This window comes from Cupriavidus sp. 30B13 (assembly GCF_049059565.2).
Taxonomy (GTDB): Bacteria; Pseudomonadota; Gammaproteobacteria; order Burkholderiales; family Burkholderiaceae; genus Cupriavidus.
Map to the genome: position 1 here is coordinate 2,976,824 of NZ_CP188224.1, position 15,729 is coordinate 2,992,552.

12 protein-coding genes are annotated in these 15,729 nt (G+C 65.4%); 9 read left to right on the forward strand and 3 right to left on the reverse strand.

Translation table 11 applies throughout. The annotated features are described in order from the left end of the window. Positions 1-229: 229 nt before the first annotated feature. The 3 genes from ACKI2N_RS32435 to ACKI2N_RS32445 form a co-directional block, all read right to left on the reverse strand. Complete coding sequence (locus ACKI2N_RS32435) at positions 230-1,216, reverse strand: quinone oxidoreductase family protein (RefSeq protein ID WP_420997956.1); 987 nt, start codon at positions 1,214-1,216, stop codon at positions 230-232. Beyond that, positions 1,217-2,329, reverse strand: a complete 1,113-nt coding sequence (locus ACKI2N_RS32440) for an LLM class flavin-dependent oxidoreductase (protein ID WP_420997957.1) — start codon at positions 2,327-2,329, stop codon at positions 1,217-1,219. 143 nt (positions 2,330-2,472) lie between these two features. After that, a complete protein-coding gene (locus ACKI2N_RS32445) occupies positions 2,473-3,009 on the reverse strand; it encodes a flavin reductase family protein (protein ID WP_420997958.1) in 537 nt (178 codons plus the stop codon). Between the two features lie 242 nt (positions 3,010-3,251). Between ACKI2N_RS32445 and ACKI2N_RS32450 the strand changes: the two genes are divergently transcribed. From ACKI2N_RS32450 to ACKI2N_RS32490, 9 genes are all read left to right on the forward strand, one after another. Then, positions 3,252-4,184 (forward strand): LysR family transcriptional regulator, encoded by a 933-nt coding sequence (locus ACKI2N_RS32450; protein WP_420997959.1) that lies wholly within the window; start codon positions 3,252-3,254, stop codon positions 4,182-4,184. 149 nt (positions 4,185-4,333) lie between these two features. Next, on the forward strand, positions 4,334-5,128 hold the full coding sequence (locus ACKI2N_RS32455; protein WP_420997960.1) for an SDR family NAD(P)-dependent oxidoreductase: 795 nt from the start codon (positions 4,334-4,336) through the stop codon (positions 5,126-5,128). 51 nt (positions 5,129-5,179) lie between these two features. After that, the gene (locus tag ACKI2N_RS32460) at positions 5,180-6,760 is read left to right on the forward strand and encodes a class I adenylate-forming enzyme family protein (RefSeq protein WP_420997961.1); all 1,581 of its coding nucleotides are present in this window, start codon (positions 5,180-5,182) and stop codon (positions 6,758-6,760) included. A 56-nt stretch (positions 6,761-6,816) separates the two neighbouring features. Continuing rightward, positions 6,817-7,599, forward strand: a complete 783-nt coding sequence (locus ACKI2N_RS32465; RefSeq protein ID WP_420997962.1) for an enoyl-CoA hydratase/isomerase family protein — start codon at positions 6,817-6,819, stop codon at positions 7,597-7,599. A 70-nt stretch (positions 7,600-7,669) separates the two neighbouring features. Continuing rightward, positions 7,670-8,380 carry an enoyl-CoA hydratase/isomerase family protein gene (locus tag ACKI2N_RS32470; RefSeq protein ID WP_420997963.1) on the forward strand — a complete coding sequence of 237 codons (711 nt, stop codon included), beginning with the start codon at positions 7,670-7,672 and terminating at the stop codon, positions 8,378-8,380. Between the two features lie 1,000 nt (positions 8,381-9,380). Beyond that, positions 9,381-9,650 carry a hypothetical protein gene (locus ACKI2N_RS32475; RefSeq protein WP_420997964.1) on the forward strand — a complete coding sequence of 90 codons (270 nt, stop codon included), beginning with the start codon at positions 9,381-9,383 and terminating at the stop codon, positions 9,648-9,650. 69 nt (positions 9,651-9,719) lie between these two features. Next, positions 9,720-11,018: a TolC family protein gene (locus tag ACKI2N_RS32480; protein WP_420997965.1), complete on the forward strand. Its 1,299-nt coding sequence runs from the start codon at positions 9,720-9,722 to the stop codon at positions 11,016-11,018. Next, complete coding sequence (locus ACKI2N_RS32485; protein WP_420997966.1) at positions 11,015-12,553, forward strand: efflux RND transporter periplasmic adaptor subunit; 1,539 nt, start codon at positions 11,015-11,017, stop codon at positions 12,551-12,553. The genes ACKI2N_RS32480 and ACKI2N_RS32485 overlap by 4 nt, the downstream gene beginning before the upstream one ends. Next, positions 12,550-15,720 carry an efflux RND transporter permease subunit gene (locus tag ACKI2N_RS32490; protein WP_420997967.1) on the forward strand — a complete coding sequence of 1,057 codons (3,171 nt, stop codon included), beginning with the start codon at positions 12,550-12,552 and terminating at the stop codon, positions 15,718-15,720. Before ACKI2N_RS32485 ends, ACKI2N_RS32490 begins: the two co-directional genes overlap by 4 nt. Positions 15,721-15,729 lie beyond the last annotated feature (9 nt).

Consider the following 15,729-nt stretch of genomic DNA (forward strand, 5'->3'; position numbering starts at 1 on the left):
GAAACAAAGATAGAACGCCATGAATTATGAGTCAACGTTCATTTTATGAATTTACATTCATTTCAGGGTAAACGATGAACCCGCAGAAACTGGGCGTGTGCGCCCGATGCGCTGCCTTGTCATTCCCCTGCGCGGGAACGACATCCGACGCGCGCGGGCGGCGCTCCATACGCTGCCGCCCGCGCGACCCGGCAGGGTCGGCGGGCGCCGCAGGTGCCGCAGGGGATGGTTACGGCTCGAGGATGATGGAACCGGTGGATCTGCCGCTCTCGAGCAGACGGTGCGCGTCCGCCGCGGCGGCAAGCGGCAGCCGTGCACCGATGTGCACTTTCAGCGCGCCCGTAACGACGCGCCCGAAGAGTTCGTCGGCCGCGGCCTGTAAGTCCGGCAGCGTGCGCAGGTGCGTCGACACGCCCGGAACCGACACCGACAGCGACTGGTATGGTCCCAGATCCGCCAGCGAAAGCGTCGGCAGCGGCCCGCCGACCTGCCCGAGATTCACCGCCAGCCCGAATGGCTTGATGACCGCCAGCGAGCGCCTGAGCGTGTCTCCTCCCACACCCTCGTAGACCACGTCGACGCCGCCGCCGCGCGTGATCTCCCTGGTCGCCTCGGCAAAGTCGACCTGCTTGTACAGGATGATCTCGTCGGCGCCCGCAGACTTCGCCAGCGCCGCCTTCTCCGGCGAGCCGACCGTGCCGATGACGCGCGCGCCGAGACTCTTCGCCCACTGCACGATCAGCAGACCAAGGCCACCCGCAGCGCTGTGCACGAGCACGGTGTCGCCGTCCTTGAGCGGACGGATGCGTGTCATCAGCATGTGGACGGTCATGCCCTGCAACGTTACGGCGGCGGCGACCTGGTTGCTGACTCCCTCGGGTAGCCGCACGAGGATCCTCTCCGGCAGCACCCGGCGGCTCGCGTACGAGCCGATCGGCGGACCGGCATAGCTCACGCGGTCGCCCACACGCACGCGCGCCACGCCCGGCCCTACCGCCTCCACGATGCCCGCGCCCTCCACGCCCAGCGCCGCTGGCAGCGCTCCAATCTGGAAGACGCCTCGGCGCTGGTAGGTGTCGACGAAATTGATGCCGACCGCATCCTGCCTGAGCAGAACCTGTCCCTCGCCCGGTTCGGTGAGCGTTACCGACTCCACATACATCTGCTCCGGTCCGCCGTATTCACGGATGCGTACCTCTTGTGCTTCCCAACTCATTCATTTCTCCAGTGCCGCAGCCAGATGGCCGTCCATGTATTCGCTCAGCTTCGGCATGACATGCTGCGCAGTCAATTCCATCGAACGCCGCCAGAGCGCTTCGTCGTCCCATTCGTGAAAGGTCGTGAGCAACGTGCCGAACGGGCCCGTTGTCTCGCTGAAGGCCACCAGTTGGTCGACCACCGACTTCGCATCGCCCGCGATGACCATCTCCTTGACGCAGTGCTCGACCGAGACTTCGTCGTCGGTCATTTCCGGCCTCGTCTTGAAGATGCCGGCGTAGCCGATGGCCTTGAGGTGGGTGACCATGAAGTCGAAATACTTGCTCAGCGCGTTAGTCTCGCGCGCCAGATACTCGTCGGCCTGCGCCTGCGAATCGGTGACGAAGACCGAGCGCGCGACACGCCAGTTGCGCCAGTCCGCCTTCACCCCCGCCGCCTGCGCGCCCTCGCTGTAGGATTGCCAGTGCGACGCCACGGTCGACGGCAGGTTGAAATTGGCCGAGATGAGATCCCAGTCCTTGGACCCAGCAAGCTTCGCCGTGCTGGAGAAATTGCTCATCGCCGACGTCGCCACGCGCGGGAACGGATCCTGATAGGGCGTCGGCATCAGTCCGACCCCCAGCGCCTCGTTGACGGTATTCCTGATGCTCACCTTGTGGTGGGCGGTCTCGAGGTCGTATGGCGCGCTGCTGTTCCAGATCGCGCGCACCATGTCGTAGCACGACGCGAGCATCGCGCCGCTCGACCTGTGGTCACTTTTGTAGACCTCGAAATCGGACGCGAGGCCACCCGGGCCGATGCCCATGATGAAACGCCCCTTCGACATGTGGTCGAACATCGCCGCGTCGGCGGCAATGCGGGCAGGATGATGGTGGGGCAGATTCAACACGCCGGTGCACAGCTTGATCCGCTCCGTGACCGGAATCAGCGCCGACAGGAACTGCAGCGCGTTGGTGACCGGTTCGGTCCGCTGCGAGGTATGCTCCCCCATCCAGAGCTCGTCATAACCGACCTTGTCGGCATGAATGGCGCAGGCGAGATCCATGTCGTACATGGCGTGGTACGGGGCACCGGACAGGTGCAGCGGCTGCATAAAAATGCCGAGTTTCATCGTGTCTCCTTGATCTTCTTGTTTGCTGATCCATTAAACAGGCCGTCGTCGCGGACGGCGCTGGCACAACCTCCGTGATCGGCGGACGCCGGTGCCCGGCGGGCATGAACGGGAGCCCCGCCGCCTCCACACGGCCCTGCCCGTTACTGCCGGACAATCGACGTCGGCGTCTCGAGCCGCCGGTAGCGGCCGCCGACATAGACCAGGGGTTCCTGTACGTCGGGCAGCACGACATCGATGACGTTACCGACGATGATGGTGTGGGTGCCGTGCTCGATCTCGTGAGCCACCTCGCAGAAGATGGCCGCCTGCGCATCCACCAGATAGCGGATACCATGGATGCCGGCCTTCCAGTCGCCCTCGACGAAGCGCTGCCCGCGCATGTCGGAGCGGCTGAAGATCGTGCTGATCTTCTCGTGCTCGCTCTGCAGCAGACTCACGCAGAAGAGCTTTGTCTTCCTGATGACCGGCGACGCGCTGGCCGACCGGTTCACACAGATGAGGACCGATGCCGGGTCCATCGAAACGGAGGAAAAGGCCGTGGCGGCCAGGCCGTGCGGGCTGCTATCGCCGTCCACGGTGGTGATCAGCGTGACGGATGACGCTAACCGTCCCATGGCCGATCTGAATTCCGCGCAGAGATCCGGGGTGCCGGTCCCGGTTTTGGCATTTGCGTGCATTGTTTGTCTCCTTCATGTCTTGTCGCCGCGCTTCGTTTCGTCAAACGTTAGCACCGCGCTCAGCCCAACCTGTATTCAAGTTTGGTGAAAATACTTTTCACAATTCCTGAAAAGCAAAGGCATCGCTAAGCGGGCGAGCTCACCCTATACTGAGCCGCAACGGGTTGACGCGACATGACGTCAACTGCCAGAACTAGAACAACATTCGAGACAATCGCACTATGGCTGACCGCATACAGGACATGCGTCTATTCCGCCTGGTCGTCCAGACGGGGTCGCTTTCGACGGCCGGAAGACAACTGGGGCTTTCACCGGCGGCCATGAGCGGCCGCCTCAAGGCCATGGAAGAGTTCTACGGCGCGCCGCTGCTCAAGCGCAGCACGCGCGGCCTGAGCACGACCCCGGAAGGACAGTACCTGTTCGAGAACTCGCAGGGCATCCTCGACGAAGTCGAATCGCTCGACCGCGCCATCAAAGGCGGACACGCGGACCTGCGAGGCACCATCGGCATCACCTGCCCAATCGATCTCGGGCGCCAGTATGTCTCGCAACTGGTCGATGCGTTTGTCGCGGAGAATCCCGGCGTCACGTTTCGCATCATCTTCAGTGACCAGGTGCTCAACTTCGTCGACCGCGGGCTCGACGTCGCCATCCGCTGGGGAAATCTTCCGGACAGTTCCATGGTGGCCCGCCCCCTTGGCGACGACAGGCCGGTCGCGTGCTGCTCGCCTGCGTACCTGGACAAGCACGGCGCACCGCGCACGCCAGACGAATTGCGCAGCCACAATTGCCTGATCCAGTTGCGGGCAGACTTCCCGCTCGACCGCTGGCGCTTCATGCAAGATGGCTTCGCCACCTCCGTGCAGGTCAGGGGAAACCGCATGACCAACGACGGCTACATCCTGCGCCAGTGGGCCATATCGGGCCTCGGGCTGATCTGGAAGGGTGCATGGGAAGTCGGCGCCGACATCGTGGCGAGCCGGCTAGTGCCGGTACTGGAAGATCATCACCTGCCGGCCACGCGGTTTCACCTGCTGACCGACGGCTCGAAACGGCTGACAGTCCGCGTGAAGTCCTTCGTCGATTTCGCCGTCCAGTATTTCAAGCAGATGGAAGAGCCCGCGCGCCATCTCGTCGCATCCCGCTCGGCTCACCTGCTCGACTCGGTGCTCTGAGCGAGCCTGGCGCCGCGCGGACGCGGCGGTCGTTTTTCCCGTCAGAAACCACAACAAACCCGAAGGAACCAGGCGTCGACAACGACGTCCGCCGCATCTCGCCGGGACATCGCGTTCGCGTCCCGCATTGGCCAACAGGAGGGCTAACCATGAAGATCGATTTATCGAAGAAGACCGCGCTCGTCACCGGCTCGACCCAGGGCATCGGCTTTGCCATCGCCCGGGGACTGGCAAATGCGGGCGCGTCCGTCGTCATCAACGGTCTCACCCGGGAGGAGGTCAGCCTCGCCGTCGAAAGATTGCGTGCTGAACTGCCGCGGGCCGATGTGCGCGGCGCAGTGTGCGACGTGGCGACGGCGGACGGCGTGGACGCGCTTGCGACGGCCGTGCCGGAGGTCGACATCCTTGTCAACAACGCCGGGATCTACAGCCAGCAGGACTTCTTCGAAACGCCGGACGAGGTCTGGCTGCGCATGTACGAGGTGAACGTGATGGGCGGGGTACGTACCGCCCGTGCCTATCTACGTGGCATGGCCGGGCGCGGCTGGGGCCGCGTGATCTTCATCTCGTCCGAGTCGGCACTCAATGTACCGGTCGAGATGATTCACTACGGCACCACCAAGACCGCCAACCTGACCGTATCGCGCGGGCTTGCCAAGCGCATGGCAGGCACCGGCGTGACCGTCAATGCCGTGCTGCCGGGACCGACGCTGTCCGAGGGACTGCAAAGCCTGCTCAAGGAAGAGCAGGAGAAATCCGGACTGTCGATGGAAGAGACGGCAGCGGCGTTCGTCGTCGCGCACCGTCCGACCTCGATCATCCGCCGCGCGGCCAGCATGGACGAGGTCGCCAATCTCGTGGTCTACCTGTCCTCGCCGCAAGCCTCCGCCACCACGGGCGCCTCCCTGCGCGTCGACGGCGGCGTCGTCGACACGATCGGCTGAGGCCGGCCCGAGTCGGCCGGCGAACCTGAACCCCGTCATAGCAGGCAAATCATGAGCCACAACGACATTCACGGACTAACCATCCCGGCCCTGCTGCGCCGGCGCGCGGCGGAGATGCCCTTCACCATTGCCTTCTCCGGCCACTCCTGGCGCGGCTACCGCGACCGCCTTGGCTACGGCCAGCTTGTCCACCGGATGACGAGCATGGGCCGCGCGCTCTACCGGCACGGCGTGCGGCACGGCGAGCGCGTCGCGGTATTCCTTACCAACTATGCCAGCCGCGAATGCGTGCTGACGGCACTGGGCTGCCTCGAGATCGGCGCGGTGGTCGTGCCGCTGAACACACGCGCATCCGACGAGGAACTGCAACATGCGCTTGCACTGACCGAGCCGGTCACGGTGGTGTGCATGAGCGAGTCTGCAGGCCGCATCGCGCAGATCTGCGCGGGGGCCCGCCTGCTTCTGCTCGATGCGCCGGACGGCTCGGCCGAGCGCTGGCCCGACCCCGAGCATTCCCATGCGGCGGAAGCCGTGCCGACGGCGGTCGGCGCGGAAGACCTCGCCTGCCTTCTGTTCACCTCGGGCACCACCGCACGGTCGAAGGCCGTCATGCACAGCCATCGGAGCATGCTGCACGCCGGCCAGGCAGTGGGTTTGTCCATCGGCCTCGAGCGCGGCGACCAATATCAGGGGGCATGGCCTTTCTTTACCAGCTCCGTCATGAGCATGGCGTGCATGTCGGCCTGGGTGAGCGGCGCCGGCGTAGTGCTGGAACAGGTACCGCTGTCCAATGCCGAGCGCCTGCGGCTGATCGAAACCGAGGGCACCACGGTCTACCATGGCGTCACCTCCATCATCCACTTTCTGGTGGACGAGTATCTCAACGACAGCTATGACCTGCGCCGCGTGCGCCGGTTCGGCTACGGCGGGTCCGTCATGCCGCCGGAAGTCATCGACAAACTGGCTAAACGCCTGCCCTGGGCGGACCAGGTTCATATCTGGGGCATGACCGAAACCGGGCCGGCGGGCACCTATCTGCCGCCGCAATTCCTGCCGCGCAAGGCCGGCGCGGTCGGCCTGCCCATGCCCACCTGCTCGGTGCGAGTCGTCGACGCGGACGGAAAGCCCGCGGCCCCCGGCGAGCACGGAGAGATCGTCTTCAGCGGGCCCTCGATGGCGGTGGGCTATTACCGCAATCCCGAGGCCAGCCGCGAGGCGTTCGTCGACGGCTGGGTCCGCACGGGCGACATTGGGTGCATCGATGACGAAGGCCTACTCCATTTCGTCGACCGGATGAAGGACATCATCAACCGCGGCGGCCTGAAGATATCTTCCGCCGCCGTCGAAAGCGTCCTGTATCGCTTCCCCGGCATCGCCGAGGCGGCGGCGATTTCTGTCCCGCACGATGCACTGGGCGAGGACGTCGCCGCCTGCGTGGTCGCGGCGCCGGGGCACACCATCGACGTGGATGCGCTTGCCCGCCATTGCGCAACCTATCTCGCCGACTATGCGCGCCCGCGCCACTGGCACGTATTGGACGCGCTGCCCAAGAACCCGATGGGCAAGGTGCTCAAGCGTGAACTGCGCGACGCCCTCGCCGACCGCGCACGGCCCGCGAAAACAGCCGCCTGAACCGTTTCCGTACCACCAATCCGCGAACTCGATTCGCTAACGTAGAAGGAAGAACGATGTCTGAAGCCCTATTGCTCGAGGTGCGCGACCGGGTCGCCTATCTCACCATCAATCGCCCCGATGCACTGAACGCCGTCAACGGCGAGCTGCACACCGCGCTGTCGCGCGTCTTCATCGACCTGGGCGCGCGGCGCGACCTTGCAGCCATCGTGCTGACCGGCGCTGGCCGCGCGTTCTGCGCCGGCGGCGATATCGAGTGGATGCGCGAGGCCGTGCGCAACCCGGACAGCTTCGAGATGGTCACGTGGGAGGCCAAGCGCATCGTGTATGCGATGCTCGATTGCGAGATCCCCATCGTCGGCCGCATCAACGGCGACGCGGTAGGGCTCGGTGCGACGCTCGCGCTGTTGTGCGACATCACCATCGCCGACGAGCGCGCCCGCATCGGCGACCCGCATGTCCGCGTGGGCCTGAACGCGGCCGATGGCGGCGGCTTCCTGTGGCCGCAGGTCATCGGCTACGGCAAGGCCCGCGAACTGCTGCTGACGGGCGATCTGCTGAGCGCCGCGGACGCGCACGGGCTCGGCGCGTTCGGCCACGTGGCGCCCGAGGCCGAGCTCGACGCCAAGGTAGAGAGCATCGTCGCCAAACTACGCAACGGCGCGACCAAGGCAATCCGGTGGACCAAGGCCGGGTACACCATCCCCCTTCGCCAGCTGGCGCATGGCCACATGGACGCCGGCACGGCCTACGAGTGCCTCACCAACCTGAGCGCCGACCACGCCGAAGCGATCGAAGCCTTCGCGGAAAAGAGAAAGCCGGTCTTCGGCAAAGCCTGACGAGGCCAGAACGCTATCCGCCCACGTGCGGCGGATGGCAGGCCACACTGCCACCTCAAAGGAGTGGATCATGTTTCGACTCGAACTTGCCAACGGCATCGCCATCGTCCATCTGGATGCGCCTCCCGTCAATGCCATGTCGTTCGGCCGGTGGGCGGAATTGCCCGCGGTCATTCACGATGCCGAGTCATCCGGCGCGGGCGCCATTGTCTTCAGCGGAGCACCGCACAAGCACTTCTGCGGCGGCAACGACGTGCTTGAATTCGATGGCATCACGCGCGCGGGCACCCTGCAGGGCATCGGCGCGGTGCGCGATGCGATGCGGGCCGTCACATGCAGCACCCTTCCCAGCGTTGCGGCGCTGCACGGCGCCGTCATGGGCAGCGGCCTGATTCTCGCCGCCGCCTGCGACATCCGCCTCGCGACCGCCGATGCGCGGCTCGCGCTGCCGGAAGTCAAGGTCGGCGCCTATGGTGGCTACGCGATGCTGAAGGCGCACCTGCCGCACGGCGTCGCGCGCGCGCTGACCTTGCTCGGTAGCCCCATCAGCGGGCAACGCGCATTCGACCTGGGTTTCGTCCACGAACTGGCAGCGGACGCAAACGGCGTGCTCGAGCGTGCGCTCACCTTGGCTACCGAGGTCGGCAAGAACCTGGCGAGCCCGCTGGGCGAACAGATCAAGGCGGTGATGAACCACCAGGACGACAATGCCTTGTGGCCCGCGTATGACATCGAGCGGGACTATGCTGCCAGCATCATGGGCATGAGCGCATCCTCCTGAAGCGCGGCATGCCCAGTTCGCTCCTAATTCGCCCGAAATTAGGAACATCGGGATGTGTTCCCGACCAGCCCAGGATCTGCGGTGCCCACGATTGTTCACACGCCAGCGCAAGCCGTGCTCCCGCGCTGCGCCAGCATGATGGCTGCTGCGGGCACCGGATGCGTCACAGCGTCAGGCTGGCCAAGACCAACAGAACCTTCAGGTGGTGGTGCACCCGCGTGCGCGCGATGACAGCGCCCGCACACTGGCTTCGCGCAGGGCTTGGGTCACGCCGACTCGTGCCCACGGCCACCGACACCGACCAGCACGGTCGAGACCTGCATGGCCACCAGTTGCCGGCACGCCGGCGTGGGCCAAGCACGCGCATAACCTGGAAGGCGGCGCGCCGCCGGCCCTGGACAGCCTGGCCAAGGCTCGGCCGCACTGGTCGCTTGGAGAGTCGTATCCCTCCGTTGACATCGACGCGTGGATTTCGCCAAGATGACATGGAGGCTGGTACTCCTGACCGGCACCATCTGTTCGTCGAGGATAAAGGCCGCATACCGCGCATCACGGTCAGCGACAACTGGCCCGGCGTCCCCGACGATATGCTCGACGAGGTATCGAGCCCTATGTCAGGCCGGACAAAACGGCCGGTAGAACCGGGCTAGAGCTGAGGATCGCGTGCGCGATTGCGGTGGCGCATGGCGGCGCGCTGGCGTTGCGCAACCGCGCCCTCCCCGCCCCGACGGACTGGAGGCTGTGCCGTGCCTGCCGTCACCCGCCTAGAGCAGGTTACCCTGCAGCGCCACCGGGCCGGCATGCAGGAGTATTCCAAGCAAATACGGTATTCTTGCGGCTGTCAGTCACCTGAAAATCGCCTTTGCGCTCCTTGGCCCACCGGCATCCACTCTTTGCCGGCTTCCTGCTTATCGTCTTCCTGACAGTTCAACTGGCAGTGGCGGCGTACGCCTGTACTGGCAACCGGTATCAGGTGGCAGGCGGCAGCACGGAGGCGGCCTTGACCGAATCCTGCGCCGAGATGGCCGAGATGGCCGACAGCGACAAGGCGGCCGATCAAGGCGCGCTCTGCCTCGCGCACTGCCAGGCCGACTCCAAAACTGCCGACCATGTGTCACCACAGATTCCGGTTTTCTTGCCGGTTCTGCTGAGCGTCCTTTCGCCGATCGCCGTGACGGTCTCCGATTTTTGCATCGCAATGCGTGCGGAAACGGAGGCACGCGCCCCGCCGCCCGCGCTCACGATTCTCCACTGCAGTTATCAAACATAGCCTCCAGACCGACGACAGTTCGTTGCTATCCCCTATGCAGGGGTAGCTTTCGTCGCTTCTGGAGGCTATATGCTTTTCCCTCATCGTCAGACGCTGGCGCTGCTCTGCGCGTCCGCGTTCGTGGCGTTGTCGCATGCCGCGACTCCGCCATCCGTTCCCCCTCTTTCTCTGGCGGAAACCGTCGCGCTAGCCACCGCGCACGCCGGCGATGCCGAGTCCTCGCGCGGTGCCGTCGAGGCGGCCATGCAAATGGCGGTCGCGGCGGGCCAACTGCCGGACCCGGTGCTCAAGCTCGGACTTGACAACGTTCCCGTTAGCGGCCCCGATAAATTTTCGCTCAGCCGGGACTTCATGACCCAGCGCTCCATCGGCGTGGCGCAGGAATTCACCCGCGCGGACAAACGCCGCGCCAGGGCCGCGCGCTTCGAGGCTGAGGCCTCCTCCGCCGAGGCGCAACGCGCGGTCAGCGTGGCCAATGTGCAACGCAATGCGGTGTCCGCATGGCTGGACCGTTGGTATGCGGAACAGACGGGTGTGCTGCTCGGCCATCATGGCCACCCTCTCGAACTGGCACGCCAGGCGGCAATCGCCGCATACCGGAGCGGACGTGGCACGCGCGCGGACGTCCTCACGGCGGAACTGGAGATCCAGAAACTGCAGGACCGCCTTGACGAAAACCGCTCTGCCCTCGCTACCAGCACGCTGGCGCTGGAGCGCTGGGTCGGCCCAGAGGCGAGCCGGCCGCTCTCTGACCGACCGCGCTTCGATGTGCCACCGCCAGTCCGCCAACTTGCACAAGGCGAATTCGATGCCGTGCCCGAGATCGAAGCCGCGCGGCGCGACGTCGCCCTGGCAGAAACGGAGGTCCGCACAGCCACGCAGGCAAGGAAGCCGGATGTCACAGTCGAGTTGATGTACAGCCAGCGCGGCTCCGCTTTTTCCAATATGGCCTCTATCAACGTCAGCTTTCCCATGCCGTGGGACCAGGGCAATCGCCAGGACCGCGAAGTCGCCGCCAGGCTGGCGCAGGCAACCGACGCGCGCGCGAGGTCAGAAGTCGTTCGCCGCGACATCCAAGCCATGGTCGGGGTCAGGCTCGCCGAGTTGGAGCGCAATCTCGGCCGGCTCAAGCGCTACGACGAGAGCACCCTGCCGCTGGCGCAGGCCCAGGCGGACGCCGCGCTGACCGCTTACCAAGCCAACACCGGAACGCTGCTGGCCGTCGCCGAGGCGAACCATCGTGCCATCGACACCACGCTGGAGCGGCTGGCACTCGAAGCCAGAACGGCGAAGCTATGGGCAGACCTGGCCTTCCTGGTCCCCCTGCCCACCGCGCAAACCGAGCCCGCCCTGAAGGAGGTCAAATGAACCGCAAGCGCATGGCAACGGCGGCCTGCGTCGTTCTCGCCGTCACGGCGATCTATGGTGCCTATCACCTCGGCTTCGTGCGGGGAGCGCAATCAGCGCAATCGTCGGCCCAGGCCGGCGCGGCACCTGGCCTCAAGGGGGGCAACGCCGATCCGAAAACCGGCAAGAGGGTCCTGTACTGGCATGATCCCATGGTGCCGGGCCAGCGTTTCGACAAGCCGGGCAAGTCGCCCTTCATGGACATGCAGCTTGTGCCCGTCTACGCGGATGGGGATGGTGGCGGCAGCGGTGTCACGGTGGATAGTCGCATTGCCCAGAACCTGGGCATCCGCACAGCAGAGGTCAAAGCCGGCCGCCTAGGCGCGGTGCTCGAGGTGCCCGGCAACGTTGCCGTCGACGAGCGCAGTATCCAGGTGATCCAGGCACGCACGGGTGCGTTTGTCCAGCACGTCGCGGTCCGCGCAACATTCGATCCGGTCCAGCAAGGTCAGGCGCTGGTCACGCTGTACTCGCCGGATTGGGTGGCCGCCCAGGAGGAGTTTCTCGCAGTATCCCGCACGGCGGCGAGCGGCCAGCCCGACCTGCGCAGTGCGTCCAGGGCCCGCATGTTCCAGGCCGGCATGACATCGGGCCAGGTCAGGGTGGTCGAGGCCTCTGGCAAGGTCCAGCCCAACCTTGGCATCGTCAGCCCGGTCGATGGCGTCGTGACCGAAGTTGCCGTGCGCGACGGCATGACCGTGTCTCCCGGCATGACATTGTTCCGCCTGGCCGACCTTGGCCAGGTCTGGGTAATCGCCGAGGTGCCGGAAGGACAAGCGCGCGCTATTTCGCCCGGGCAAGCCGTCCAGGTGCATGCCACGGGGGAGGCCGAGCTGCTCGCCGGCAAGGTCGACACCGTGCTACCCGACGTCGATCAGGTAACGCGAACTATCAAGGTCCGCATCATCCTGCCCAACAAGAGCAGGCGCCTGCTGCCGGGCATGTTCGCGACCGTTCGCTTCGATAGCCGCCAGGACAAGGAAGCGCTGCTGATCCCCGCCGAATCCGTCATCCGCACTGGCCAGCGCACCATCGTCATGGTGGATGCCGGCAACGCAGGTTTCGTGGCTGCCGGCATCAAGACGGGCCGTGAGTCCGGGGGCATGGTGGAAGTGCTGGACGGCCTCAAGGCAGGTCAGAAAATCATCACGTCCGGGCAGTTCCTCATCGATTCTGAGGCCAGCCTGCGCGGCACCACCGAACGCCTGAGCGCGTCGCCGGATGCCCCCGCGCCGGCAGCGTCCGCAGTCGAACACGAGGGCATGGGGCGCATCGAGGCTGTGAATGGCGGCGACAGCCTGACGATCTCGCACGGCGCTATTCCGTCGGCGCAGTGGGGCGCCATGACGATGGATTTTGCCGCGCCGCCCGCCGGCCTGCCCAAAGGGCTCAAGCCTGGCGATCGCGTGCGCTTCCGCTTCCACCTGAATGACGAGGGCGAGGCGGTCCTGTCGTCGGTCGAGCCGGCTACCGCCGCGCGGGAGGCCAGGCCATGATCGCCCGCCTCATCCTGGCATCCATCCGCAACCGCTTCCTGGTCCTGCTGGCGACGGCCATGCTGACCGCATGGGGGCTGTGGGCGGTACGCAGTACGCCGCTCGACGCCTTGCCCGACCTGTCGGACGTGCAGGTCATCATCCGCACGCCGTTTCCCGGCCAGGCGCCGCAGATCGTGGAGAACCAGGTCACCTATCCGCTGACCACCACCATGCTGTCGGTGCCGGGCGCCAGGACCGTGCGCGGCTACTCGTTCTTCGGCGATTCATTTGTCTACGTGCTGTTCGAGGACGGCACCGATCTGTACTGGGCGCGCTCCCGCGTGCTCGAATACCTGAACCAGGTGCAATCCCGCCTGCCGGCCGCGGCCAAGCCCGCCTTGGGCCCGGATGCCACCGGCGTCGGCTGGATCTACGAGTATGCGCTAGTGGACAAGACCGGCCAGCATGACCTGGGCCAACTGCGCGCGTTGCAGGACTGGTTCCTGCGCTTCGAGTTGAAATCGCTGCCCAATGTCGCCGAGGTTGCGTCCCTCGGCGGGATGGTCAAGCAATTCCAGGTGGTGCTGATGCCGGACCGCCTGCGCGCCTACAACCTGTCGCTGTCCAAGGTGCTAGCGGCGCTCAGGGGCGCCAACAAGGAGGCCGGGGGCTCCGTACTGGAGCTCGGCGAGGCGGAATACATGGTGCGGGCCACCGGCTACCTGAAAACGCTCGACGATTTCCGGCAGATACCGCTGCTGACGAGTGACGCCGGCATCCCCGTGCGGCTGGGGGATGTCGCCACGGTCCAGCTCGGCCCAGAGATGCGGCTCGGCATCGCCGAATTGGACGGCCAGGGCGAGGTGGCCGGCGGCGTGATCGTGATGCGCTCGGGCAAGAACGCGCTGGAAACCATCGAGGCGGTAAAGGCCAAGCTCGCCACACTGCAAGAGAGCTTGCCGGCGGGCGTCGAGATTGTCCCCACCTATGACCGCTCGGCCCTCATCAACCGCGCAGTGGAGAACCTGACGCACAAACTGATCGAAGAGTTCATCGTCGTCGCCATTGTCTGTCTGGCCTTTCTGTTTCACCTGCGTTCCGCCCTGGTCGCCATCGTGTCGCTACCACTGGGCGTGCTGGCCGCATTCCTGGTGATGCGCTACCAGGGTGTCAACGCCAACATCATGTCCCTGGGCGGCATCGCCATCGCGGTAGGGGCCATGGTCGATGCTGCAGTCGTCATGATCGAGAACGCGCACAAGCATCTGGAGCACTGGCATGCGAAGTATCCCGGGCGCAGCCTGGCCGGCCAGGAGCGCTGGAACGTAATCGGCGAATCGGCCGCCGAGGTGGGGCCGGCACTGTTCTTCTCGCTGCTCATCATCACGCTGTCATTCATTCCGGTCTTCACGCTGGAAGCGCAGGAGGGTCGGCTGTTCTCGCCGCTGGCCTTTACCAAGACCTACGCCATGGCCGCGGCCGCGGGGCTGTCCGTAACACTGGTGCCGGTCCTGATGGGTTACTTGATTCGGGGGAAGCTCCCCGCGGAGCAGTCCAATCCGCTAAGCCGGTGGCTGATCCGCGCATATCGGCCTGTGCTGGCAAGGGTATTGGCCTACCCCAAGACAACGGTGGCGATTGCCGCGGTGCTGCTAGCGGCTACCGCCTGGCCGATCATGCGGATCGGCGGCGAATTCATGCCGCCGCTCGACGAGGGCGACCTGTTGTATATGCCTTCGGCCTTGCCCGGACTCTCCGCCGGCAAGGCGGCGCAGTTGCTGCAACAGACCGACCGGCTCATCAAGACCGTCCCCGAGGTAGCAACCGTGTTCGGCAAAGCCGGGCGCGCCGATACGGCGACCGACCCGGCGCCCATGGAGATGTTCGAGACCACCATCCAGTTCAGGCCCCGCGATCAGTGGCGCCCGGGCATGACCACCGACAAGATCGTGGAGGAACTCGATCGCATTGTCAAAGTGCCAGGCCTGTCCAATATTTGGGTGCCCCCGATCCGCAACCGGATCGATATGCTCGCCACGGGTATCAAGAGTCCGGTTGGCATCAAGGTGGCGGGCACTGACCTGAAGGAAATCGACCGCCTGGCCGCGCGGATCGAAGACGCCGTCAAGACGGTGCCGGGTGTCACTTCCGCGCTGGCCGAACGGCTCGCCGGCGGCCGCTACATCGATGTGGATATCGACCGGATGGCAGCCGGGCGCTACGGGCTCAACATCGAGGATGTCCAGGGCATCGTGTCGTCGGGCGTAGGCGGCGATAACGTGGGCGAAGTCGTTGATGGCCTGGCGCGCTTTCCCATCAATGTGCGTTACCCGCGGGACTACCGCGACTCGGTGGAACAGTTGCGCGGCCTGCCCATCGTCACCGACCGGGGTCAGCAGATCACGCTGTCCGACGTGGCGCGCATCCAGGTTGTACTGGGTCCGCCAATGCTGCGCAGCGAGAATGCGCGGCTGTCCGGATGGGTGTACGTGGACATTCGCGGGCGCGACCTGAGCTCGGTCGTGCACGACATGCAGGTGGCAGTGGCCAGGGCAGTCCCGCTGCCGGCGGGCTATTCCGTCAGTTGGTCGGGACAATTCGAGTACCTGGAACGCGCCACCGCGAAGCTGAAGGTGGTGGTGCCGTTCACGCTGCTCATCATCTTCATGCTGCTTTACCTGGTATTCGGCCGGCTGGATGAAGCCCTGCTCATCATGGGCACGCTGCCGCTGGCGCTCGTCGGCGGCTTCTGGCTGCTCTATCTGTTGGGCTACAACCTGTCAGTGGCAGGAGTCGTCGGCTTTATCGCGCTGGCTGGCGTGGCGGCCGAGTTTGGCGTCATCATGCTGCTCTACCTGAAGCAAGCCTGGGCGGCACGCGTGGACGAAGGTGAGGCAAGCATGGCTGCGCTGCTGGACGCCATTCAGGAAGGCGCAGTGCTACGGGTCCGCCCCAAGGCGATGACCGTCGCGGTCATCCTCGCCGGCCTGATTCCGATCATGTGGTCGCACGGCACCGGATCGGAAGTCATGCAACGCATTGCCGCGCCGATGGTCGGCGGCATGGTCACCGCACCGTTGCTCTCGCTGTTTGTCGTGCCGGCCATGTATTTGCTGATCCGCAGGCGCCAAGCAACGCGGTCACCCCCGTCATCTTCATCACTCCCCACCCATCCCCCACTTTAAGAGGAAACG